We start from the raw sequence: 24,762 nt of genomic DNA, 5'->3' as shown, positions 1-24,762 counted from the left end.
GAGGGGCTGGGGGTGAGGGCCAGCAGCCCGCGCAGCGGGCTTCGTACCCCTAGCCCGGCCCTTCAGGGCCGGGGGCCGGATCAGATGGTCTGTCCGCTCTTGATCCCGTTGTTGCAGGAGATAGCTTCGCCGCCTGTAGCGGCTCGCAATGATATACGAATCTACCATCACGAGGTTGGCTATGCCGATCTATGAATACTTCTGCCCGGCCTGCAATGGCCAATTCCAAAAGTTGGTGCGCGGATTTAGCGATCCACCCGGCTTGGCTTGCCCGCGCTGCGGCAATACCGAGGTTCGCCGCGCCATTTCGCGCTTTGCTACCCTGAAGTCGGAAGATGACCGGATCGAGTCGTTAGCTGATCCATCTAACTTTATGGGGTTAGACGAGAGCGATCCGCGTTCGATTGCCCGTTGGGCCAAGCGCTTGGGCAAGGAGTTAGGCGAAGACGCCGGCGAAGATTGGGATGAAATGGTCGATCAGATGCTCGAAGAAGAGCTGAGCGGCAAACAGGACGATGAGGAGGGTCGTTCGCCAGCGAAGCCTGATGATCTCGGTTGGGCGTGACTGTCCATTTGCATAAAAGACAATCTAACGGTATTATAAAGCAAAGTCGCTTCTAGAATGAACGGTCGAGTATGCGCATCCTCTTCTACACCGGCAAGGGCGGCGTCGGCAAAACCAGTGTGGCAGCGGCTAGCGCCCTCCGCTGCGCCCAACTTGGGTATCGGACTATCGTGCTCTCGACCGATGCGGCCCACTCGCTGGGCGATTCGCTCGGGGTTGATTTGCGCGCCGAACCGATTCAGGTGGCGCCGAATCTGTGGGCGCAAGAGATTAACGCCCTCCACGAGCTTGAGTCGAGCTGGGGGGTGGTGTCTCGCTATTTAGCCGATCTGCTTGCGTGGCAGGGGGTCGAAACGATCGCCCAAGGCGAGCTGTCGGTTATTCCCGGCACCGAAGAACTCTTCAGCCTGCTTCAGATTAAGCGCCATTACGATGAAGGCAAGTATGACGTGATCGTGGTCGATGCCGCTCCCACCGGCGAGACGCTACGTTTGTTGTCATTGCCCGATGTGATGCGATGGTGGATTGCTCGCCTCTTCCCGATTGCGCGGGCGCTGCTGCGGGTGGTGCGTCCGGTGGCGCGGCGAGTGACCGATATGCCGATCGCCGATGACGATGTGCTCGCATCGGCGCAGCAGGCGATCGATGCGCTGATCGATGTGCGCCAGTTGTTGACGAACCAGCAGATTTGCACGGCGCGGATCGTGATGAACCTCGAAAAGATGGTGATCCGCGAGGCGCAACGTTCGCTAACCTACCTGAGCCTGTTCGGCTATGCGGTTGATGCGATTGTCGTCAACCGGATTCTGCCGCCCGAAGTGGATACTCACTTTGGTCAGTGGCGAGCGATGCAGCAGCAATACGCGCCAATGGTCGAGGAGATGTTCGAGCCGTTGCCGATCTTGCGCGCGCCCCATTTCTCGCAAGAGATTGTCGGGGTTGAGTTGCTTTCGCAGTTGGCCGACCATCTTTTTGGCAAGCACGATCCGGCGGCCTTCCTCTATCAAGGCCCCACCCAACGGCTGGAAAAGACTCCCGATGGCTACGATTTGATCGTGCCGCTGCCGTTTGCCTCTGAGGATCAAGTCCATCTGGCCCAGAGCGATGACGAGCTGCTGATTTCGGTTGGCTGGCACCGCCATCGCATTGTGTTGCCGCAATCGTTGGCTCGTTTGCGCGCCCAAGATGCCTTCTTTGAGGATTCGTCGCTCCGGGTGATCTTCCGGCGCGAGGCGGCGGCGTAGAAAGGGGTTAGCCTCGCTAAACCCCTCCTATGCCGCGGTGTAAGTTGCTCGCATGCCGTTGGTATGGTATACTAACCGCTAGTGCGCCCCAAGGGCGCAATTTCGTGTGTAGTTCTGGGAAGAGGGATCACTATGGCCAGCAAGAAGGGTAACCGCATCGTGATCAAGCTGAAGAGCACCGAGAGCGGCCATACCTATACGACCGAGAAGAACCGGCGCAACGATCCGAGCCGCCTCGAGTTGCGCAAGTATGATCCGATTGTCCGCCGTCACGTGGTGTACCGCGAGACCAAGTAGAGGCAGAGCAGCGCTCTGCGAACAAGCTGGGCAGAGCAGCGCTCTGCGAACAAGCTGGGCAGAGCAGCGCTCTGCCCATACATGTTTAAGTTTACATACATGATCCGCCTGTTGCGTATTGTTCTCCTTGCCGCCTTTGAAACGACACTGGTCGCGTTACCGTTGCTGGTGCTGGCAGCGCTCACGTTGCCGTGGCCGGGGTTGTTTGGCGCCGTGCTGCTTGGTTGGCTAGTCGATGGCGCGGCCCGCCGGCTGCGCCGTCCATTCCACTATGTGCCACTGGCGCTGGCGCCGCTGCTTGCCGCTACCGGCTTGCTGTGGCTGGTGATTGGCGGTGATCCGCTGGCGCTGTGGCCGGCCTTGCTGCCGGGCCAACCCCAAAGCGGTCTGGCATACGTGGCGACGCTGGTTGCTTGTTTTCTGACATGGAGGGGAGCCGGCTTGGAGAGCCACGATAGCGCCACCACGCTCACCCTTGCCGGCAGAGGGATGGTTGTCGTGATCGCGTCGTTGCTGGTTGCCCCGCTGCTGCGCACCGGCACGGCCTTGCCCGACGATTTATTACTCGCGTATGTGTCAGTCGCGATCGGCTCAGGCTTAGGATCGCTGGCGTTGGCCCACCTCGTCGAAACGACGGCTGATCGCGCGCGGGTGTTCGATCTGCGTTGGACGCTCTTGCTCTTGGGGGTGATCGGCGGCGTGTTAGTGATTGGGGCGGCATTGACGGCGCTGCTCAGCGGTGAAGCGGCGCTTGATGGCGTGGTCAACCTGCTGCGCTTCTTGTTCTTGCCGTTGGCGCTGATCGGAGCGGCGCTGGTCTATCTGTTCACCGTGATCTTTGGTGATCTGATCCGGGCGTTCTTGGCGCTGTTGGGGCAGGCGTTGGCCCAGATGAACCTCCGCCCTGAACCGCCGCCGGTGACCGATACGGCGCCGATCGACGATGCTGCCGTCGAGACGGTGATTGCCTTGGCGCAACAGGCAACCTTCTGGCTGGCGTTGATCCCGCTGGCGGTGTTGCTGGTCTTGCTGGTTTGGTGGCGGCGGCGCCCGCGCCGGGTTGCAACTGATGAGGAGCGCGAGTCGCTCGATATCGGTCAAAGTCTACTGTCCGATGCGCGCGATCTGCTCGGCGCGCTGCGCAATCCGTTTCAGCGCCGCTTGAGCGGGTTACAAGCGGCGCTGGCAGCCTTGCGCGGCGCCGACCCGGTGACGCGCGTGCGCCGCGCCTATATTCAGGCGCTACTGGCGCTGGAGAAGCGCGGCTTACGCCGGCCTCCAGCGCAGACACCCGCCGAGTGGTATGCGACGGTAGCGCCCACCTTGCCTGACCCCGCGCCGTTCGCCGAGCTTACCGCCATCTACGAGCGAGCGCGTTACCAACCCGCCGGCGTCGAACCCGCCGAGACCGCCATCGCCGAACAAGCCTCCCAGACGGTACGCCCATCGTCGTAGGGGCGCACGGCAGTGCGCCCCCCGCCCCCGTCCCCGGCGTCGTTTATTCCACCGTCACGCTTTTCGCGAGGTTACGCGGTTGATCGACATCGCACCCGCGCAGCACCGCCACGTGATAAGCGAAGATTTGCAACGGGATCACGTTCAGCACTGGCTGCAAGAGCGGCAACGTTTCGGGGACGCCGATCATGTGATTGGCCTTTTCGGCCAGCAGCGCATCGCCGGCGTGACCGATCGCGATCACCTGCCCGTGGCGGGCGCGTACCTGCTCGACGTTGCTGATCATCTTTTCGTAGATGTGGTCACGCGGCGCAATGCAGATCACCGGCATATTCTCGTCGATCAGCGCGATCGGGCCGTGTTTCATCTCGCCCGCCGGGTAGCCCTCGGCGTGAATGTAGCTAATCTCTTTCAACTTGAGCGCACCCTCAAGCGCGATCGGATAGTTGATCTGGCGGCCAAGGAAGAGCGCGTTGCCGGCACGGTGATAACGTTCGGCCAGCTCGATGCAGATCGGCGTCGCCAGCTCGATCGTCTGCGCCGCCTTGCCAGGCAGCTCGATCAACGCCTGAATATGCTCGCGGATCTGGGCCGGCGTGAGGGTGCCTCGCGCTTGCGCCAGCCGCAGCGCGAACAGGTAGGCAACCACCAGCATCGAGGTAAAGGCTTTGGTCGAAGCCACCCCAATCTCAGGGCCGGCATGCAGATAGAGCGGGCCGCCGTCGGCCACACGGGCCGCTTGGCTGCCGATCGCGTTAACAATCGCCACGCTTGGCGCGCCCTGCGCGCGTGCCTCTTCCATCGCCGCCAGCGTATCAACCGTCTCGCCGCTTTGGGTGAACGCCAGCAATAAGGAATCGCGCTCACCATCACTCTGCAAGATCGGCCCGCGATATCGGAACTCACTGGCGTAATCGACTTCAACCCGCACCCCGGCGAGATTCTCAATCAAAAATTTCGCCACCAGCGCCGCATGCCACGCCGTACCGCAGGCGGTAGCGTAAATCCGGCGCAGCCGGCGCAGATCGTCATCGCTCAGGCGCAGATCCTCGAGTTCGATCCGGCCTCGCTCTTGGTCGATCCGTCCGCGCAGCGCATCCATCAACGCGCGCGGCTGCTCGGCAATCTCCTTCTGCATAAAGTGGCGATAATCGCCCTTGGCTGCCGCCACCGGATCCCACGCAATCGTGTGGGTGGGACGCGCGACGGGGGCGCCGTCAAGGCGGGTGATCGTGACACGGTGGCGGCGCACGACGGCCACATCGCGATCTTCGAGGAAGATCAAGGTGCGGGTATAGTCGAGGATGGCCGGAATATCCGAGGCGATAAACTGTTCATCCTCGCCGAGGCCGATCGCCACGCCGCCGGCATTACCCAGTCGCGCCGCCACCAGCATATCAGGTTCGTGGATCGAGAAGGCCACAATCGCATTGCCGCCGCGCAGCTCGCTGAGCGTTTGGCGCACCGCCGTGACCAGATCGCGGCTATTGTGGTAGTAGTAGCCGATCAGCTTCGCGATCACCTCGGTGTCGGTTTGCGACTCAAACTGGTAGCCGAGTTCGAGCAATCGCCCCTTGAGGCTAAGATAATTCTCGACAATGCCATTTTGGATGACAACAATCGCGCCGCTGGCATCACGGTGGGGGTGAGCGTTGAACTCGGTCACGCCGCCGTGGGTGGCCCAGCGGGTATGGCCGATCCCGATCTGGCCGCGGGTTGGTTCGGCGGCCAGCCGCTGTTGTAAATTGCTCAGCTTACCGACGCTGCGGCGCAGTTGCAAGCCGAGGTCAGGATCGTAGATCGCGATGCCGGCGGAATCATACCCGCGATATTCAAGTCGTTGCAACCCATTGATCACGACGGTGGTCGCTTCGCGGGGCCCAATATACCCAACAATACCGCACATACTGAAAACTCCTCATCATTCAGGGCAGCGCCAGCCAGCAGGCGCGCAGCCAACTGCTGCATAGGGTGCAGCAGAAAGCGCGAGCAAGCGCCTGCGGTCAAGCAGCTTGAACAGGATTATTCAGATCGGGTTGTGGGGGAAAAGCATGCGGTGGGCCGCTGCCGACGGCTCTGCCCTTGCCCGTCACCGGGAGGTGTTGCCCCATCGGCTTGCCGGTAGCGCCCTGCACCGGGGAGGCTTCCGCTGATCACTCGATGTTCCGGGCGGCTCGCGCCCGTTAGCTCCGGCTCGCGCCGGGAACCTCCGTCCTCGTCAACTTCGCCGGCTGGCGAAGCCCATGCGCTTCATCGTCTCAATCCGTGATGTCGCGTTACCCTCCCGGCTGCGCCCCCGCGCAGCCCTAGCCAGCCAATCTTGATGACCGGAGTATACCACACTCCGGGCGGTCAGGTAATGACAGTTTGCTTATGTAGAGGCTAACGATTAGATCATCATCCCCAAGCCGATAAAGAGCGCAGCGGCGCCGATGACGATCACTGTAGCCGTAATCCGGGCAGGGCGGCCACAGGCCGGCGGCGTTTCGGCCAGCGCCAGATTGGCCATCATCACGCTAATGATGCTAAAGGCCACCAGCGCCAAAAACGGAATCTTCACAAAGCTCAGCGCGCCGGGAATATTGATGTAATCGAACGCGCATGGCACCGCGCCGGCGCAGGGGGCGGGGGGGATAATCAGCATTACCATCAGATAATGGTAGAGCGAGACGGCGATACCGGCCAATGCCAACGGCAGCGCATAAAGGTAGACTTTGCGATCATCACGCCAAATCCCGACAAAGAGAATCACAACCAGCGGGTACATTAAAATCCGCTGATACCAACACAATTCGCAAGGAATCCAGCGTAAGACTTCACTAAAAAAGAGACTACCGGCAGTTGCGATCATCGCTGCGAGCAAGGCGATATGCCGGCAACTCAGGCTCAGCCAATCAAGCAAGCCAAGCTTTGTCGTCGCAGTGGTGATCGGCATTGATTGGGCGCGTTCCATAACGTCGTGCTCCATCTCGTTTAGTTTGTTAATCATTTGCATTGTATCACGAGATGTTGCTTGAAGTGGTATGCCAGCGAGTGTATACTAATAGTATGGTAAGCGCGATAGGGCGGGCGGGTGGTTTTATCCTCAATAACCATCGGCGTAATCACATGGATGAACGCTGGAACGCCGCACAAACCCGTTTGCTCGCCGACGTAGGTGTCTTGTTCGTCTCACTCAACCAACTTGAGGCGTTTCAGCAGGTTGCCCGCCGGTTGGTGCCATTATTAGGCGATTGGTGCGCAATCATTATCCGCGACGAACATCAGCAGGCGCGCCGGGTTGCGGTGGCTTGCGCCGATCCCCGCCAACAGCCGCTCGTCGATCAGCTTGTCCAAACCGATCCGTTAGTTGATCCAGCCTCTGCCCCGGCTCAAGTGTTGCGGAGCGGGCAACTGGTGCTGCTGGACGATCTTCCCGACGAGTACAGCGCACGACCGGCATTTTCGCCAGCGTACCGCGCCGTGATGATGCAAGTCCGGCCCCGCCACCTGCTCTGCGTGCCAATGCGGGCGCGCGATCAGGTCAATGGGGTGTTGGTCTTGAATTTCACCGATGCTTCGGGCCGTCGCTTTACGCAAGACGATATTGAGTTTGCGAGGAACTGGCTCAGCGCATGGCGCTGGCGGTAGAAAATGTCATCCTCTATCGCACGATGCAACGCCGGCTCAACCAGTTGTTGCTGGTGCAGCGGGTGGCCGGCCTCGTCAATTCGGCGTTGCAAACCGAGATGCTCTGCCAACTCGTGGTGCGCCAATTACATGCAGTGTTCGGGTATCAATTGGTCAGCATTTATTTATTGCAAGATGGCGCATTGCGTTTGCAATCAGTCGTTGGCTATGATAACGCATTGTCGGTCATACAATTGCACGAAGGTGTGTCAGGTCGAGTTATGCGCACCGGCAAGGCCGAGTTTGTGCGCGATGCCAGTCTTGACCCCGATTTTATTACCGAGAAAGCAGGCATTCAGCAAGGAATTATTGTGCCATTGCGTTACGCAGAGGCAACGCCGGCAGGGGTTCTGATCGTCGAATCATTGGGGAATCCCATCCTCGACGACGAAGATTTCTTTCTCTTATCCCTGCTGGCCGATCAGATCAGTGTCGCCTTGTTGAATTCCTTGCTCTTTGCCCGTATGCTCGAAACTTTTGAGCGATTTCGCTCATTGATCGAACTGGCCGGCAACGTGATTATCTGCCTCAGCCCCAATTTGCGCATCACCGAATTCAACCGCATGGCCGAGCAGGTCTTTGGCCGCACCCGCGGCGAGATGATCGGAGCTGATTATCCATCCGCGTTGCTGTCAGAAGCGGAACGGCCCTTGTTTGCGGCGCTGGTGCGCGAGGTGATGAGCAGCGGCAATAGCCGTTCGTTTGAAACGACGTTTGTGGCGCAAGGGAAGAAGCGCTGGTTATTCTGGACGATCACGTGCCGGCGGCAGTTGAACGGCGACATTGTTGAGCTCTTGCTGGTGTGCCAAGATTTGACTGAACAGCGTGAACAGTCGATCGCGTTGCTGCACTATGAGCGGCGGCTGCAAGCGCTCGAACGGTTAGAGAGTATGGGGGTGATGGCTGGCGGAATTGCCCACGATTTTAACAATCTGATTAACATTATTATTGGCAATGCTAATCTGTTGCAGACGGCATACACCACTGAGTCATTTGCCCAGCAGAGTCTGCGCCATCTGTTGAGCGCTGCCCACCAAGCCGGGGATCTCGCGCAGCAACTGCTGAATTTTGCCGGAGAAGATCGCCTACAGGCAGAGCGGCTGCAACTCAATCAATTAATTGAAGAAACCGTACCGATGTTGCAGTTGTCGCTGGGATCACAGGTAGAGATGCGGCTTGATCTGGCGCCGGAGTTGCCGGACGTCATGGCTGATCCGGTGCAACTCCGGCAAGTGTTGATGAATCTGGTGATGAATGCCTACGAAGCGTTGCCAGAGCGCAGTGGCTGTATTTGCATTCAGACCCGGCAGCGCATGCTTGACACCGATACCTTCCATCGCTTATTGCAGCCGCACCAGTTGTTGCTCGGTGCGTATGTGGTGATGTCGGTACGCGATAACGGGATTGGCATTGATCCGGCGATTCGCCAGCGCATTTTTGACCCCTTCTTCACCACCAAAACGCATGGCCACGGCCTTGGCCTAGCGGGTGTGCTCAACATTATCCGCCGGCACGGCGGCGCAATAGAAGTTGAAAGCCAGCTCGGCGGCGGTACTGCCTTTACCATTTGGCTTGCGCCGCAGCCGGCTGCAGTAACGGAATGTCTCCCGTTCTCTGCTGAAAGCGATGCGGGGCCGTTAGTACTGGTGATCGATGATAACGATGAAGTGCGCTTGTTGATCGAACGGATGCTGGCGCATGCCGGGTATCAGGTGAAAGCAGCGGCTAGCAGCGGCGAAGCGCTCCGAATCGTGGGACGCGATGGCGGGGTTGCGTGTGCGCTGGTTGACCTGACGCTGGCCGATACCAATGGGTACGATCTCTGTCGCCAGATCGCGGCGCGTGATGCGCGCATTCCGTTGGCTCTGATCAGCGGCTACCCAGTTGATGCGAGCCAGTTAGGGGATGGGCCGGTAGTGGCTACGCTGCAAAAGCCATTCCGGGCCGAGGCGCTGCTTGCGTTGGTACAGCGACTGATCCGGATGCGCGAGACGTCGTTGTCTTGAACTAAACGCCAGCTATTTGTCAGCTTTGATTTATTGACATGCCGCTCTAGCAACGGTATAGTAAGTTGTCAGACAAAATGATGTGGTGGTGAGGAGGTTCTGGTGTCGGCCCAGCATTCGCAGCCTTTCAATCCAGCTCACGATCGCCCGATAGATGATACATTTGCGCCGTCATTGCCCGGCGCAGTTGATTGGCCAGATCAAACCGTGTCACAGCCGGCGGCGCAGCGTGGCTCGGTTCGGCGAACCCGGCGCCGGTCGCGGCGTGGATGGTGGGTGCTGTTGCTGATGCTGCTCGCCAGCGTTGGTCTTGTTGCCGGCGCGCTCGTCTATCTGGAACAGAGCTATGCGGGCCGGATTTTGCCCAATGTCAGCGTGCGTGGCGTGCCGGTGGGCAATCTGACCCGTGATGATGCCCGCGCCGCAATCGAGGCGACGTTTGCCCCCTTTCTGGCCCAACCGGTGGTCTTGACGTACAGCGGCCGTTCGTGGACGCCGACCCTCGCTGAATTAGGGGTGACGCTCGAGATTGATGAGGCGCTGGATGCTGCGCTGGCTGTTGGCCGGGGCAATGATCTCTTCACCAACCTGCAACAGATCGGGGCCGTGTGGCAGTATGGGGTTGAGCTGTCGCTCAGGCTTTCGATCGATCAAGAGGCTATGCAGCGTTACCTGCTGGCGCGGGTTGCCGAAGTCGAACGGCCAGCAGTTGATGCCCGGCTGGTGCTGAATGGCACCACGGTGCAAGTTGAACCAAGCGCGGCTGGTCGCCAAGTGCTGGTGACTGAAACGCTCCACGAGATTCTAGCCGCCATTCAGGACTTAAATCCCGATACGGTAGCCTTGCGCACGCGCGCGCTCGAACCGGCGTTGCGGGATGATGCGGCGTTTGTGGCCCAAGACCAGATCGCGGCGATGCTGGCCGGGCCAATTACCCTGCTGGTCGATAACCGGCCATTTGTGTGGTCGCTCGATGAATTGGCCCGTATGATCCGGGTCGAGCGCGTGGCCGATCCGGCTGGCGACCGGTTGGTGGTGAGCATCGATCGCGAGATGATCATGGAACGATTGATCGCGCTTGGTGACGCAACCGAGGTGAAAGGCACCTATCCGCGCTTGAATTGGAACGATGGCCGGCTCGAAATTTTCCAAGAGGGCAAACCAGGACGGCGGATTGATGAAGCGCAGGCGCTCGATGCGGTGTTGGCAGCCTTGACCAAACCGGCTGACCAGCGCACCGTAGCGGTCAGCTTCCGCGAGATCCCGCCGCCGATCAACGCAGCGAACCTCGATCAATTGGGCATTACGACCTTGATCGGGGTTGGTCGGAGTGATTTTGCCGGCTCAGCGCCGTATCGTGTGACCAATATTCAAGCCGGCATGCGCTTGCTGCACGGTGTGCTTATCGCTCCCGGCGAAGAGTTTTCCTTCAATCAGACCATTGGCCGGATTGATGGCTCAAACGGCTTTGTTGAGGGGTACGCGATTATTCAGAATCGCACCCAGTTGGAGTGGGGCGGCGGGATTTGCCAAGATAGCACGACGGTGTTCCGCGCTGCGTTTTGGGCCGGCTTGCCGATCACCGAACGTTGGGGGCATTCGTTTTACATTAACTGGTACGATCGCTACGGCTTTGGTCCTTATGGTGACGGGCCGGGGATGGATGCAACGATCTTTACCGGTGGTCCCGATTTGAAGTTCCTCAACGATACCGGTGGTTGGATTTTGATGCAGACACTGGTGGATACGCGGCGTAATTTGGCTGAAGTCCGGCTCTATGGCCCTGATACTGGCCGGAAAGTGTTGTTGGAAGGGCCGGTGATTACCAACCGCACGCCAGCCCCGACTGAGCCGGTCTACGTGGCGGTGCCGGATCGGCCCGTGGGCCAGCCGCGTCAGAGCGATAAGGCTCGCGGCGGGATGGATATTCTCTTTACCCGGATTGTGCTCGGCCCTGATGGGAAAGAGATCGAACGGCGCGAGTTTGTCACCCGCTTCAAGCCATGGCCTGATATCTTTGAGTATAATCCGGCTGACCTCGGCCCCGATGGCAAACCGTTGCCGACTCCCACGCCGGAATCCGAACCGACGCCGGCTGAACCGCCACCGCCTGAACCGGCGCAGGAGGCGACGGGGTAAGGTAAGGGCGACGGTGGGGTCGCCCTTACGAAGGTATATCAACCCCAATCAACGGCAAGACCTCTCCCCATACGTTGGCAAGGGTCGGCGCGATGGCTTGCGGCTCGCCAGTGGTATAGCAGCGGAGCATACCGCTTCCCTTTGGCAACCCGATTCGCTCGGCGACACGCGCGGTTTGGGCTGCAACCGCCGGCCCGGTGTCGATAATCGTGACCTCTGGCCCGGCGCAGGCGCTGATGAGCGGGGAGAGGGGCGGGAAATGGGTACACCCTAGCACAATCACATCGGCGTCGGGTGCGGCGGCGAGATGGCCGGCGATAAGCATCCGGGTTTGCTCATCACTGATGGCGCCGGCTTCAACTTGCTCAACTAAATCGGGGCAGGCCAGCGCATAGACTTCAACATCAGCAGCGTAGGCATTCACGAGCGCGCGGAAGCGATCGCTCGCGAGCGTACCACTAGTCGCCATCACCGCCACTTTGCCGCGGCGGGTGGCTGCTACCGCCGGCTTCACCCCCGGTTCCATCCCCACGACCGGTACCGGCAATTCACGGCGCAGCAATTCTATCGCGGCAGCCGTCGCGGTGTTGCACGCGACCACTACAATGCGCGCGCCTTGATCAACCAGCCAGCGCCCGCAGGCCAATGCGCGCGCGCGGATCTCGTCAACCGGTCGCGGGCCGTAAGGGCAATAGGCGCTATCAGCAAGATAGATCAGATTAGCGTGGGGCATACGGTCACGGATGGCGCGCGTGACCGTCAGCCCGCCCAATCCGGAATCGAAAATGCCAATCATAGTGAGGTTGGGTTATCGGTGTCACAGCATTGGTACAGGCATCGCATAACAGGGGCAGCGCACAGCGCGCTGCCCCTGCTATGGCCGGCATGCGGCGATAAAATCGGCGAACAGCGCTTGCCAGCGCGGTTCGCTGCTATCCCAGAGATGTTCGGGGTGGCATTGGACGGCCAGCAGGTAGTGATCGCCAGTTGTCTCAAACGCCTCGATAATGCCATCAGGAGCGTAGGCGACCGGACGCAAGCCGGGGGCGAGGATTTTAATCGCCTGATGGTGCATCGTATTGCACCCGATCTGTTCAGCCGCCAAGACCGTCGCCAACCGCGAACCGGCAGTGATCGTCAGCGGATGGGCCAGTTCCGTCCATGCGCGGGTGCGGGTATTGGCGCGATGGTCAATCGTCGTCTCGAATTGGGCAGGAATATCTTGATAGAGCGACCCGCCAAGAGCGACATTGATCACTTGCAAGCCGCGACAAATCCCGAGCAGCGGTTTGCCGTCAGCGGCAGCCCAACGTGCTAACGCTATCTCAACCGCATCGCGTTGCAGATCGACCGGGCCAAGCTGCGGGTGCGGCGCTTCGCCGTAATAGGACGGATCGACATCGTCGCCGCCGGGTAAGAGAATGCCGGCGCACAGGTCATACAGCGCGCGCACGGCGCTGAGATCATCGGTCAAGTAGATGATCAGCGGGATTCCGCCGGCAGCTTCGATGGCGCGCAGATAGGTAGGCCGCACTGCCTGCAACTCGCGGCCATCGGCGCTGGCGCCGCTGTGCATCGCAGTGATGCCGATCAGGGGACGAGCGTGATTAGTCATAGCATTTCGATGGCACGGCAGACTAAGCGGCGCGGCTCTGGCGGCGCGTGTTGCGGCAACTCTCGACAAAGGCGGCAAACAGACCTTGCCAGCGCGGATCGGCTGCTTCCTGCAACGCTTCAGGATGGCATTGCACGCCCACGATAAAGGTGTGATCCTCGCTTTCGAGCGCTTCGATCACGCCATCGGGCGCCCATGCCACCGCGCGCAAGCCGGGAGCCACACGGCGTACCGCTTGGTGATGCAACGAATTGATCATGAGGTCAGTCGTGCCAAGCGAGCGGGCCAAGCGTGAGTCGGGCGCGATGGTGATCGGATGGGCAAGGAACGTCCAATCTTCGCGCGCATAGGAAGCGTTATGATCGATCGGCGAGCCAAGCTGGGAAGGAATATCTTGGTAGAGTGAACCGCCGAGGGCGACATTAATCATCTGCACGCCGCGGCAAATGCCGAGCAGCGGTTTGCCGTCGGCAGCAGCCCAGCGCGCAAGGCGCAGTTCGGCCATATCGCGCGGCGGGTCAATCATGCCAAGGCGCTCGTGGGGTTGGTCGCCGTAGTGGCTAGGTGAAATATCGCCGCCGCCGGCGAGCACCAAGCCGTCGAGCTGGTCATAAATCGCGCGCAGCGCCGTGGCATCGAGCAGGGGCGGGATCAGCAGCGGCGCGCCGCTAGCCCGCAGCACGGCGTCAACATAGGTTTGGCGATGGCCGTATGAAGGAGGGCACCAATCGCGGTCGCGGAAGGTGCCGCAGGAGATTCCGATCAGAGGCGTCATGCGCGCTTCCTCCATGGTCGGTAATGCCGATATTATGAGTGCGCATTATAACATACTATCCTAGTGAATCATCAGTCACGGGAATGATCGCGATCGAGCAGGCTTTGCGTCTTTGGGGTAGCCAAGTCTGCGCAACGGTTACGCGCGGTCAGTAGCGACAGGCAAGGCAATGAAGAACGTGCTGCCTTCGCCGACGATGCTATCAACCCAGATTCGCCCGCCGAGCAATTCAACCAGCGGCTTCACGATCGACAACCCGAGGCCGGTACCGCCCGCTTCCACCTTGAGCGGGTTATCGGTGCGGAAGAAGCGGTCGAAGATGCGGGGCAGATCTTCGGGCTTGATACCGACGCCGGTATCGCTAATGCTGAGCAGTAGATAGCGGCGACCATCGCTCAGCGTACTGCGCACCGGTTCGGGCAGATCGACATTGAGCGTCTCGCGGGCGGCAATGGTAATTTTACCGCCGGGGGGAGTATACTTAATCGCATTGAGCAGCACGTGATGGAAGATCTGGTGCAAGCGCATCGCGTCAGCCCGAATCAGCGGCAGGCCGGGTGGGATCGAGATCGTCAACTGATGCTGGCGTTGCGCGATCTGCGGTTGCAACTCGGCGATCACACCGCTGAGGGCCTCGGCGAGGTGGAGCGAGCGCCATTCGAGATCAATGCTGCCTGACTCAATCTTGGTAATTTCGAGCACATCGTTAATGAGATTAATCATGCGCTCGGTATTGCTATAGATGGTATTGACGAACTCGCGTTGGGTATCGTTCAATTGCCCCAACCCGCCCATCGCCAGCAATTGGGTAAACCCCTTGATCGCGGTCATCGGCGTGCGCAATTCATGCGACATGGTGCCGATAAACTCATTCTTCATGCGATCGGCTTCCACTTCGCGGGTAATATCGCGCAGCACCAACAAGGCGCCGATGAGTTCATCCTCATCTTCTTCATCTTCGTTTTCATCTGTCTTGAGCACGGGGCTAAGGGATACATTGATCGTTCGGCCATTGATAACTGCTGTGGTCGAAAACGTCCGCGCTTCACCGGTTACGCTGAGTGGCCGGCGCAGCAGATCATCGAGCGGCAATTCAGCGGCGTGATTGCCCAGATACCGCTGAATAATATCGTGAAGATTCCAAAGCACAAGTTCTTCGAGCGGGCGGTGGAGAATGCGGCTAGCCGCTTGGTTCGCGCTCAACACGCTGCCGTAGAGATCGCAAACGATCACGCCATCAAGCAGGCTTTGCAGAATGGCGGCGATCTGGCTCGTCTCTTTCTGTTGGCGATCGAGCAATTCGTAGCGCCGTTCGGCTTCGGCGCTAATCATGCGGAACAGATTCGCATTATTGATCCCGATCGCGATGGCGCCGGCGCAGGCATTGAGCAGGCGGACATGGCCTTCGTTGAAGAAATGGGTGCGCGAATGCGAAAGGGTCATGGCCCCGATCACCTCGCCTTGCACAAAGAGCGGCACCGCGATCATCGAACCTTCGCGCTTGCGGGTGCTGCCGGGGATCGATATCCAGCGCTCGTCTTGCGAGACATCATTGACCAGCACGGTTTGGCCGTGCTGGGCCACCCAACCGGCGATGCCTTGACCAATTGCAAAGCGTACCACGTTATCAGGCGAGAGCTTGGTATCCAAAATGGCCCGTGTCACCAGCAGACTGGGGTTGTCTTCTTCGGTCAGTAAGATCGAGGCGTGTTCAGCCTGCACAATCCGAGCCAGCATCTCGAGCGAGTTGTTGAGAATCTGATCGAGATCAAGCGTCTGATTAACCTGTGAGGCGATAGCGTGCAGGGTTGCGAGCCGATCCTTCTCTTCTTTCAACTCGCGGGTGCGCTCAATCACCCGTTGTTCGAGATCGGCATTAAGGGTGCGAATGGTATGGTACAGCTCAGCATTTTGCAAGGCAATCGTCGCTTGGCTGACGATGCTCTGGGCCAGATCTTGCATGAAGCGCAGATTGAGCGGATTATTGCGTTCTTGCAGCGTCACTGCGCCGATCAAACGTTCACCGCTCATCATCGGGATCACCATCACGCTGCACCCGGCAATCAGCCAGTCGTGGTCGGGATCAACCGGCGCTACCGTCCAGAATGTGCTGCTCGCCTGCGTGAATGCCGCCTGAATTACGGGGTTGGCAGGCGGCAAGCAATAACCAACCGGCGGGCCATCAGCGCTGCCCCGGCTGTCAGCGACGCGGAGTTGGTTGTTGGAATTGGTCAGCCAGACTGCGACGTGGTGGGCATCGGTCAGGCGATGCAGACTATCGATCACGATTTCCAGCAGCTCATTGCGGTCGAGGGTGGCGGAGAGGCGTTGCGAAATATCGTTGAGCGCCTTGAGTTGCAGCGCGCGCTGGTCGGCTGCCGCCGAGGCGGCGTCAAGACTGGCGGCAATAAATTCGTGCTCGTGGATCAACTGGTTGGTGTGTTCGGCCCAAATATCAACTAAGGTTGCAATGACCTGATCGAACAAGTCAGCCAGTGTATCGATCAGGTCAACATCAGGTGTATCGTGGAGCAAGGCGGCGCGGGTCGCGCGATGCACCTGATTGATGTTGCGCACCAGCGCGGGCAGATCGGCGCCGGGTTCGGCAGCGGCCAATTCGCTAAATAGCTCACGCAGCGGTTGGTTGTCACCGTTGGCGACAGCAGCCAGTGCGAGCGCAAAGCGTTGCAGATCGAGCTGAGCTTGGGTCGCGACCGATCCTGCGGTCGTGTCGCGCAAATCATTCCACTGTTGCAGCAGGGTTGCCTGCTGGGTTTGCAACCAATGGCTCAGCACAGGCTTCATACAGGCGATCGGCGGCTTTCTTTATTCACTGCGCACGACTACGACAGTCGCGTCATCGTTGTCTTTGCCGAAGCGGGCTAAAATCTCATCAGCAATCTGCTGGGGCGAACGGCGCAGATCGGGCGGCGGTTCAGTCGTGAACCGGTTCGAAATGCCGTCACTGTATAAAACGAAGGTATCGCCAGAATTGTAGGTATAAGAAAGGCGTAAGAGTTGGGGCAACCGATACCCGACGATGCCATTTTTCGAGATCGGTTTAATCAGCAGGTCGCTATACACTTGCGCACCGACATTGCCGACGCCAACGAACTCGGCAGTGCGCATCCGGGCATCAAGGCGCAGCAAGGCCATCACTGCGCCGCGACTGCCGACGAGCGCACGGTCGGCGCGGCGCATCAAATCCGTCAGATCGCCTGCCGGATCGCTTTTAAGGACGGCAACCGCGCGGTGGGCTGCTTCGGCAGCGGTATCACCACTGCCGAGGCCATCAATCACCGCGGCTAACAACCGGTCATCATCGTATGGCAGCGCGAGATAGGCATCACCACTGACACTCTGGCCGAACTTGGGACGTAGCGCTGCTCCCCACACAAGCTTCATACTGCCTCGTCATCTGCGGATAGGACGCCACTTCACAGCGCGCACCGTCGTTCCCACGCCGGGGGTGGAATGGATGTGGAACTCATCCATCAGCCGGCGCACGCCGGGCAAACCAGCGCCGAGCGAATGGGTCGTGCTATAGCCGTCGCGCAGGGCCAATTCGACATCAGGAATGCCTGGGCCGCGATCGCGAGCTTCAACGGCCAACCCGGCCATACCCTTGGGATGATGGACGGGGCTGATTTCGATTTCGCCACCACCCGCATGCCGGATCAGATTATGGCCCAATTCAAGGATACAGATCTCAACGCGCGTGCGATCGGTTTCAGGAAACTGCAATTCACCGGCCAACCGGCGACCGGCGCTTAGGGCGACATAAATATCGGCTTCTCGCTGAATACGCACAATAGTCGCTTCCATACCTCGTATTATACCTGAAGGGGATTAACGGAGTGCGACCGCCCGGCTAAATTGAACGGCGCGGTAAGCGCAATTCAGCGCTATCAATCACGATCGTCACCGGGCCATCATTAATCAGCGCCACTTGCATCATTGCGCCAAAGACGCCGGTGGCGACGGGGATGGCGCGGGCGCGGAGGGCATCGGCGAAGGCATCAACCAGCGGCGCGGCGATCTCAGGGCGGGCGGCGGCGGTAAAGCTTGGGCGGCGGCCTTTGCGGGTGTCAGCGTAGAGCGTAAATTGCGAGACCACCAACGCCGCGCCGCCAACATCGAGCAGCGAAAGGTTGAATTTGCCTTCGTGGTCGCCGAAAATGCGGAGATTTGCGATCTTTTCGGCCAGCAGATCAACATCGTCGAGGGTGTCGGTTGGGTTGACGCCAAGCAAAATCAACAACCCGCGGCCAATGGCGCCAACGACCGACCCATCAACAGTGACTGACGCTTCGCTAACACGCTGAATCACTGCTCGCATTACGCCTCCTCGGCTGGAATGGCAAAGATCAAGCGACCGGTTTGGGTCTGGTGAATGCGAGTCACGACCACTTCAATGGTTTGCCCAATAAGATGGCGGGCACTCTCAACGATCACCGGTGTGCCGTCATCGAGGTATCCCACCCCTTGTTGGCGGGTATTTCCTTCGTTGCGGATCAAAATGTGCAACCGCTGATCCTGCATCACCGGCGGGCGGAGGGCATCGCTGAGCTGATTGATGCTGAGCACGGTAATCCCCTGTAACCCAGCGACCCGATTGAGATTGTAATCGTTAGTGATGATCGGGCAATGATACTGGCGTGCTAATTCGATCAGTTTATCGTCAACGCGCAGCACATCAGGCAGATCGTGATTAAGAATCTCGATCGGCAACGGTGACGACTGCTGCATCTGGTTAAGCAGTTCGAGGCCACGCCGGCCTTTTTGGCGACGCAAATCATCGTTCGAATCGGCCAACATCTGCAATTCAGCCAGCACAAAGGAAGGAATAAGGAGTGTTCCTTCCATAAAACCGGTGCGAACAACAGCGGCGATCCGGCCATCGATAATCGCGCTCGTATCGATCAGATAGCGACGACCGCCAGCCGGCGCGGGAGCTGTTTCGCCGGTTGACGGGGAAGGCGGTGCGAGTTGGGTGCGTTGTTGGCGCCAGTGGTTGATCAATTCGATCAGATCACGTTTGCGCAGATACAAGATCGATGCGCTAAAGTAGACCAGAATAGCCGTCGCAATAATTGGGAGCAGATTGCTATACGGCGCCGGCAGCATCGCTAGCGGTATGGTGAGCAGCACACCGGCAAAGAGACCGATGAGGATCCCAATCGCTGCTAATATCACATCGCTGAGCGGGATGACCCGCGCCTGCCGGAAGAGGGAATGCAATGGATCAACAATTAAGCGTGGCGCCAGAATGAGACCAAGGCCGCCGCCAGCGAGCATGAGTAATGTTGTGGCAAGGACCTGATCAGGCGTCGGGTCTGGGCCAGACAGGGAACGACCGAGCCACAAGCCGAGATAGGCCATCCAGCCAAAGCCGATGAGGCGCACGATAAAATCGAGACTTGGTCTCATTTCTCACCCTTGTTCGATGTCAGATGGTGATGATCGCACATTGCGGGTGAGGAGGTCAACTGCTTCCGTCAGCGAACGCACCGGCGTAACGGTCAAGTTGGGTGGCGCTTCCGGGGTCGTATGGGCCGGAATAACCGCTTGGCGAAACCCCAGCTTTGCCGCTTCACTCAAGCGCCGGTCGAGCTGGCTTACGCTGCGCAATTCGCCCGACAGGCCAATTTCACCGAGACAGACCACGTCAGGCGCGATGCGCTGATTACGGTAGGATGAGGCAATCGCCAGCGCTACGGCCAGATCAACCGCTGGTTCGCCGATGCGCAACCCGCCTACGATATTCACGTACAAGTCTTGATTAAACAGGGGCAATCCAACCCGTTTCGACAGCACCGCGGTCAGCATCAACAAGCGGTTGAGGTCGAAACCGTTGGTGGTGCGGCGCGGTTGGGCGTTACCGGTATGCGACGTAAGGGCTTGCACCTCAACCAGCAGCGGGCGGGTGCCTTCGAGGGTCACGGCGACGGTCGAACCGGGGCTATGGGTGTTGCGTTCGGCGAGGAAGACCTGTGATGGATTCCGCACCTCACGCAACCCATCGCCGGCCATTTCAAACATGCCGACCTCGTTGGTGCTGCCGAAGCGATTCTTGACCCCGCGCAGCAGGCGAAACTGGTGGAACCGGTCGCCTTCGAGATAGAGCACTACATCGACAATATGTTCGAGCACGCGCGGCCCAGCGATCGCGCCTTCTTTGGTGACGTGACCGACCAGCACGATCGGAATCGCCGTTTCTTTGGCCAATTGCATCAGGCGGAGCGCACCCTCGCGCACTTGCGAGACGCTGCCAGCGGCGCTGGTTAATTCGGGCAGGTAGACTGTCTGGATCGAATCGACGATCACCAAACGCGGGCGAAGGGTGCGAATATGCTCAATAATCAAGTCGAGCGATGTTTCAGCAAGCACAAACAGATCATCAGCGGCGAGGCCAAGCCGCTCGGCGCGCAGCCGGATCTGTTGGGCTGATTCTTCGGCGCTGACGTAGAGAGCCGGGCCAACGCTGGCGGCAAAATGGGCGGCCACTTGACCGAGCAAGGTTGATTTGCCGACGCCGGGATCGCCGCCGATCAGCACGACGGAACCGGGGACGAGGCCGCCGCCAAGCACGCGGGAAAATTCCTCGGCATAGACTGGTAGCCGCTGGAAATCGGCCAGCGGCACATCGCGCAAGCGGACGGGCTGATTTGGGCTGAGCGCGGCAGGCCGGCTGGCGCCGGAGGGTCGGGCGGGAGCAATCAGTTGCTCGACCAGACTATCCCATGCGCCACACTCAGGACACTTCCCCATCCAGCGGCTCTGTTGGGCGCCACATTGTTGGCAGACGAAAAGGGTGCGTGTTTTTGCCATAGCTGCATTATACCACTGCAACCGTAGCTGATGAATCGTGGGGTCTTTGAAAGAATAATTATTAACTAATGTTGATAGTAGGCATCTGAAGCTATAAACACTATCTGACGACCTATCAACGAGTAGGTGAACAGTACTAATGGTGCCTAGGAAGGGCTGGTAATTGCGAAGCCGAACAGCAATCCTTTATACTCCCCATACATTTCCTTGGTTCATTGCGAAGGTTTGGGTCATGGTAACCGGTATTGCATTACTTGTTGAAGGTAATCCATATCGTCGCAGCCTGTTGATGAGAGCGCTGAATGCCTATCATTGGGCGGTCATCGCGGTAAGTGATATGAGCGCCGCCTATCATTGCCTCGCGCAGGCGGTGCTTGATGTAATAATCTGTGGCTTTGATCGTTTATTATTGTGTAATAGTGGTATGGCTATTGATATTTTTGTGCAGAAGACAAACGCTTTAGTGATTTTATATGGGGCAGAGTTTGATATTGTAACTGTTTATTCAAGCGCTACTCGGCATAATGCTCGGTTACGGACGTTGTTAAGCGTACAGCATGCGCTTGATCAGGTATGGCGGCGTTATCAACGGGTGCCATTCATCCTAAGCCGCCGGCGTATACCGAAGCTAACCACGCTCATGTCACCGCTGTCACCATCAATGCTAGTTGATACATATCAACGTCACGTCATTATCGCGGGACGGTTGATCAAATTGAGCACAGGTGAAATGAAGTTGTTGCACTATCTTATGCAGTCGCCGCAACAGATGGCATCATTCAAAGAGCTAGCAGGCGCGCTCTACGAACAAGAATTCTCTCATACTGAAGCGCGCGAATTGCTCAAAATGCGGATTCACCGGCTACGCCAGAAGCTTGAACGAGAACCAGCCTCGCCGAGCATTATTTGTAGTGTCCGGGGCTATGGCTTTATGCTCTGTTCAGCGGTGACGCTCGTTCAAGAAACGAGCAGCCAGATGATCCTCAATACGGCGTTGCCGATAGGCAGTGAGCAGCTATTGGGGCTGGCGGTATCCGGTACTTGTTGCCAACAACCAGAATGCGATAGCTACGTCGGGCCAAAAGTAGAATGCGTCGACCAACCCATGCACCAGCGCACCGGCTATCGTAGCGGCAGCGCCGATCGCCAAGGCAGAATGAGGCTGCGCCGACGGAGCGCGCACGATGCGCCATGTTGCCCAAGCCAAGCCGAGCAGCAGCAGTGGCCCGCCGCGCAGCCACAGATCAAGGATCACGTTGTGGGGGTGGGCCGTGTAAATTTCATTGGTGTCGCGGAGTGCTGGATCGATGTAGCGTTGGTAGACAATCAGAAACTGGTCGAGGCCAATGCCGAGCGGGTGATCGAGCAGCATCGCCAGCGCCGCGCGCCACGTTGCTAATCGGATCGCGCTGCTGCCGGTGAGGAGGCTGAGCCGTTCGATGCCAAGTGCGGTGATGGTCACTGCAACCATTGCCACACCAACGCCGCTGCCGATGAGGAGCAACCGGTGATAACGCGGCGCCACCGTGAAAGAGAGCAATACGCCGGCTGCGACCAACGCACCCAGATACGCGCCGCGCGAGAACGACACTCCCAACGCAGCTAGTGCCAGCGCGGCGCAGAAGGTGAAACCAATCGCGACCCAACGCTGCTGTTGCCGCCATGCGGCCCAAGCCAACGCCGCTGCCAACGGCCAAACCCGTCCCATCGCCAACCCTACATTGTTGGGATGGCCGTAGAACCCCGTGACGCGCACAACCCCCTCTGTTGCAACCAGATCTTCGCCGTGCCCGATCTTGGCGCCAAACAGCGGCACGAGGTTGAGACCGGCAAACTGCGCCAATGCCACGATGGCCGAGACAGCGCCAGCAGCCAGCCAACCGATTAGCGTGGGCATCAGCGTGGATCGGCCTTGTCGCTCGTGCCAACAGAGCAGGGCAGCGAACAGCAGTGGCTCGACGATCATCCAGCGCAGTTCACGCACGGCCGGGCCGCGCACTTCGGCGATCAGCACGCCCCAAATGCCGCCGAGTAAAACGAATGCAGCCGGGGCGAGAGCGATCAACGCCGAGGAGCGCAGGCGCAACGATTGCGGCAGCAAGCGCCAGTCACGGAGCAGGGTTGCGAAGGCGGCAATCAGCAACACCACTTCGTGCAACGGCAGGTAGATGCCGCTCTCGCGAATGCCGAAGCGGGAATCAAACAGACCTTTCGGCATAAAGTAGAGCGTCACAGTGATGGCAACCCAACGGACAGCGAGATCGGGCCGGGCAATGGCAAGGCCGATAAAGGGCAACAGGCCGAGCAGGGTTGGCAGCAACTGGGCCGAGTCGCGGTAGGCGATAGCAATCGTGATGCCTTGTAGCACGAAGACAACCCACTCGCGGCGATGAGCATCGATCCGCTGCCAGCGGGCTAGCAGATGATCGAGCAGCGGCAATGCAGCGCGCATCGTGAAGGCGCTGCTAATGACCAATGCGACCACTAGCAGCAGCGGGCCATAATCGCCGAGCGGTCGCCACGGCAGATGGCGTGCCACAGCAAACTCGGCAGGAGGCGCGCCGCCGCGTAGTTCGAGGGTATGCACTGCATCGGGCAAACCGCGCAGAGCGTTGTCTGCTAGCGCGACCGGCGCGCCATCGAGTAACACCGCCGCCGGCGCGCCGCCGCGCAACTCAATGTCTGTACCGGCAAACCGCACCTGCCAGCCATCGGTGGTACTCGTCACGGCGGGGTGATCCCAGCGATGCACGCCAACGGCAGCAATTGCAGGTGATTTGACATAATTGCGCAGAATAGTGTACGAAGGAAGCGGTTGCCAATCACGGCTGACTAGGGCAAAGTAGGGGGTTGGATCATCAGGATGCGGCTCGGCATAGCCGCCATAGCGCAACATCCAGACATTCATCACCCCCATCCACGGCCACTCGCGGCGAGCGCGCTCGATTTGGGCCGCGAGATACGCACCCTTGGTCGCTTCATCAACCGGCGGCCCCCAGACAAAGCGACGCTCGGGCGGAATGCGATCCGGCGCCGCGTTATAGCCAAACTCCGTCACCCAGACCGGCGTTGCCAGATCACCGTGGCGCTCCATCACCTCGCGCAGCAACACCACCCGGCTGACATCGTTGCGGGTATCGATAGGCCGATCCCAACGCCAATTGTCGCGCCCGCGCAAAAAGACATAGCGATGCTCGGCAGGCGGCTGGCCAAGGCCATAATTCTGGGCCGACATAATATCGAAATAAGCAGCGCCGCCAAGGGAGTAAATTGCATCGAGATACTCGATCTCGGTCATCGGCGCGCGCGGATCGAGACCATCGGTCGGGGCCAAGCCGGGGAAGAGCACTACCGCAGCGGGATTCGCCCGCTTCACCGCTTCATAGCCCACCCGCAGTAGGGCAAGAAAATCAGCCGGCTTCGGATCTTGCCAACCCCACTCATTCATGAGGTTTGGCTCGTTCCAAATCTGAAAAAAACGCACTTGGCTGCGGTAGCGTTCGGCCAATATGGCGATAAACCGGCCATAATCGGCCAGATCATCGGGCGGGGCCATCGAATTGCCATCAATCGCCAAGCCGGCCTGAAATTCCGGCGTCGTACAGCCAAGGGCGCAGGCCCATTGCGGCGGGCGATCAACCCGCATAATCAACTCGATGCCGTGGGCCACCGCCGAAGCGACGATCCGGTCATATTTTGCCCAACTCGACACCTCGCCGATCGTCGCCGCGTTACGGCGGTCGACAAAATCGCCGCGCCCATGAATCTCGATGTCGTCCCATGGCACTTGCATGCGGGCATAGCGTGCGCCGAGATCGCGGGCGAGGGCGAAGGTGCGGTCAATCGCGGCGGGGTCAGGTTCGAGGTGAAGGTTAAAGACATTCACTCCCAGCGCCGGGCCATCGCTGTAGGGGAAGGGGTGGCCGACCGGCGGGTATTGGGCGATGCCGCGGAAAGCGGCGTTATCGAGCCAGACGGCAACGCCGAGCGCAGCGACAAGCAGCGCGTTAAGGAGGGCAAGCCAGCTAAAGCGGGTCAGTGCAGTATGCATAGCGGTGAGAGTATAGACGGCGGGCGAAGCGGTGTCAAGGCGGGACGCTATTGCCGAAAGGCACAGGTTCTGCTGAAGGGGGGGATTGCTTCGGTCGGGCAGCATCCAGCTCCGC

At 59.4% G+C, this 24,762-nt stretch carries 20 protein-coding genes and 1 pseudogene; 9 read left to right on the top strand and 12 right to left on the bottom strand.

Annotated features, from left to right (window positions below):
• From U9R81_RS02835 to U9R81_RS02815, 5 genes are all read left to right on the top strand, one after another.
• The coding region (locus tag U9R81_RS02835) for a hypothetical protein (protein ID WP_322494018.1) at window positions 1–195 on the top strand (195 nt) is incomplete at its 5' end.
• Window positions 182–565 (top strand): FmdB family zinc ribbon protein, encoded by a 384-nt coding sequence (locus tag U9R81_RS02830; protein ID WP_066788244.1) that lies wholly within the window; start codon window positions 182–184, stop codon window positions 563–565. The genes U9R81_RS02835 and U9R81_RS02830, both read left to right, overlap by 14 nt.
• 71 nt (window positions 566–636) lie before the next feature.
• On the top strand, window positions 637–1,809 hold the full coding sequence (locus U9R81_RS02825) for an ArsA family ATPase (protein WP_066788241.1): 1,173 nt from the start codon (window positions 637–639) through the stop codon (window positions 1,807–1,809).
• Window positions 1,810–1,941: 132 nt separating this feature from the next.
• Window positions 1,942–2,106: a 50S ribosomal protein L33 gene (gene rpmG / locus U9R81_RS02820; RefSeq protein ID WP_066788233.1), complete on the top strand. Its 165-nt coding sequence runs from the start codon at window positions 1,942–1,944 to the stop codon at window positions 2,104–2,106.
• 111 nt (window positions 2,107–2,217) lie between these two features.
• The gene (locus tag U9R81_RS02815; protein WP_322494017.1) at window positions 2,218–3,561 is read left to right on the top strand and encodes a DUF4129 domain-containing protein; all 1,344 of its coding nucleotides are present in this window, start codon (window positions 2,218–2,220) and stop codon (window positions 3,559–3,561) included.
• 43 nt (window positions 3,562–3,604) lie between these two features.
• Here U9R81_RS02815 and glmS read toward each other — a convergent pair whose 3' ends face one another.
• Both glmS and U9R81_RS02805 read right to left on the bottom strand, forming a co-directional pair.
• The gene (gene glmS, locus U9R81_RS02810) at window positions 3,605–5,467 is read right to left on the bottom strand and encodes a glutamine--fructose-6-phosphate transaminase (isomerizing) (protein ID WP_322494016.1); all 1,863 of its coding nucleotides are present in this window, start codon (window positions 5,465–5,467) and stop codon (window positions 3,605–3,607) included.
• A 483-nt stretch (window positions 5,468–5,950) separates the two neighbouring features.
• On the bottom strand, window positions 5,951–6,514 hold the full coding sequence (locus U9R81_RS02805) for a disulfide oxidoreductase (RefSeq protein ID WP_322494015.1): 564 nt from the start codon (window positions 6,512–6,514) through the stop codon (window positions 5,951–5,953).
• 155 nt (window positions 6,515–6,669) lie between these two features.
• On the opposite strand from U9R81_RS02805, the gene U9R81_RS02800 reads away from it, so the two are divergent.
• The 3 genes from U9R81_RS02800 (at window position 6,670) to U9R81_RS02790 (ending at window position 11,375) form a co-directional block, all read left to right on the top strand.
• The gene (locus tag U9R81_RS02800) at window positions 6,670–7,191 is read left to right on the top strand and encodes a GAF domain-containing protein (RefSeq protein ID WP_322494014.1); all 522 of its coding nucleotides are present in this window, start codon (window positions 6,670–6,672) and stop codon (window positions 7,189–7,191) included.
• The gene (locus U9R81_RS02795; protein ID WP_322494013.1) at window positions 7,176–9,236 is read left to right on the top strand and encodes an ATP-binding protein; all 2,061 of its coding nucleotides are present in this window, start codon (window positions 7,176–7,178) and stop codon (window positions 9,234–9,236) included. Before U9R81_RS02800 ends, U9R81_RS02795 begins: the two co-directional genes overlap by 16 nt.
• 102 nt (window positions 9,237–9,338) lie before the next feature.
• Window positions 9,339–11,375, top strand: a complete 2,037-nt coding sequence (locus U9R81_RS02790) for a VanW family protein (RefSeq protein ID WP_322494012.1) — start codon at window positions 9,339–9,341, stop codon at window positions 11,373–11,375.
• A 25-nt stretch (window positions 11,376–11,400) separates the two neighbouring features.
• Here U9R81_RS02790 and murI read toward each other — a convergent pair whose 3' ends face one another.
• The 9 genes from murI to radA form a co-directional block, all read right to left on the bottom strand.
• Window positions 11,401–12,171, bottom strand: coding sequence for a glutamate racemase (gene murI / locus U9R81_RS02785; protein ID WP_322494011.1), 771 nt, complete (start codon window positions 12,169–12,171; stop codon window positions 11,401–11,403).
• Window positions 12,172–12,249: 78 nt separating this feature from the next.
• Entirely contained in the window at window positions 12,250–12,990 is a 741-nt protein-coding gene (locus U9R81_RS02780) for a gamma-glutamyl-gamma-aminobutyrate hydrolase family protein (RefSeq protein ID WP_322494010.1), read from the bottom strand.
• A gap of 22 nt (window positions 12,991–13,012) precedes the next feature.
• On the bottom strand, window positions 13,013–13,765 hold the full coding sequence (locus U9R81_RS02775) for a gamma-glutamyl-gamma-aminobutyrate hydrolase family protein (RefSeq protein WP_322494009.1): 753 nt from the start codon (window positions 13,763–13,765) through the stop codon (window positions 13,013–13,015).
• A 138-nt stretch (window positions 13,766–13,903) separates the two neighbouring features.
• Window positions 13,904–16,570, bottom strand: coding sequence for a GAF domain-containing protein (locus U9R81_RS02770; RefSeq protein ID WP_322494008.1), 2,667 nt, complete (start codon window positions 16,568–16,570; stop codon window positions 13,904–13,906).
• 21 nt (window positions 16,571–16,591) lie between these two features.
• Window positions 16,592–17,170, bottom strand: coding sequence for a SpoIIE family protein phosphatase (locus U9R81_RS02765; RefSeq protein ID WP_322494007.1), 579 nt, complete (start codon window positions 17,168–17,170; stop codon window positions 16,592–16,594).
• A gap of 9 nt (window positions 17,171–17,179) precedes the next feature.
• A complete protein-coding gene (locus U9R81_RS02760; protein WP_322494006.1) occupies window positions 17,180–17,590 on the bottom strand; it encodes an anti-sigma regulatory factor in 411 nt (136 codons plus the stop codon).
• A gap of 46 nt (window positions 17,591–17,636) precedes the next feature.
• Window positions 17,637–18,104, bottom strand: a complete 468-nt coding sequence (gene dtd / locus U9R81_RS02755; RefSeq protein WP_322494005.1) for a D-aminoacyl-tRNA deacylase — start codon at window positions 18,102–18,104, stop codon at window positions 17,637–17,639.
• Window positions 18,104–19,195: a PIN/TRAM domain-containing protein gene (locus tag U9R81_RS02750; RefSeq protein WP_322494004.1), complete on the bottom strand. Its 1,092-nt coding sequence runs from the start codon at window positions 19,193–19,195 to the stop codon at window positions 18,104–18,106. Before U9R81_RS02750 ends, dtd begins: the two co-directional genes overlap by 1 nt.
• Before the next feature lie 3 nt (window positions 19,196–19,198).
• A complete protein-coding gene (gene radA / locus U9R81_RS02745) occupies window positions 19,199–20,596 on the bottom strand; it encodes a DNA repair protein RadA (RefSeq protein WP_322494003.1) in 1,398 nt (465 codons plus the stop codon).
• Between the two features lie 232 nt (window positions 20,597–20,828).
• Between radA and U9R81_RS20000 the strand changes: the two are divergent.
• Window positions 20,829–21,521: pseudogene (locus U9R81_RS20000) on the top strand (winged helix-turn-helix domain-containing protein); the annotation flags it as partial.
• A 90-nt stretch (window positions 21,522–21,611) separates the two neighbouring features.
• Here U9R81_RS20000 and U9R81_RS02740 read toward each other — a convergent pair.
• Window positions 21,612–24,647: an O-antigen ligase family protein gene (locus tag U9R81_RS02740; RefSeq protein ID WP_322494002.1), complete on the bottom strand. Its 3,036-nt coding sequence runs from the start codon at window positions 24,645–24,647 to the stop codon at window positions 21,612–21,614.
• Window positions 24,648–24,762: the final 115 nt, after the last annotated feature.

The sequence above is a fragment of the Chloroflexus sp. genome (genome assembly GCF_034435895.1).
Lineage (GTDB): Bacteria > Chloroflexota > Chloroflexia > Chloroflexales > Chloroflexaceae > Chloroflexus.
Note: the sequence above shows the minus strand (reverse complement) of the source record. Positions and strands in the feature narration are given on the sequence as shown.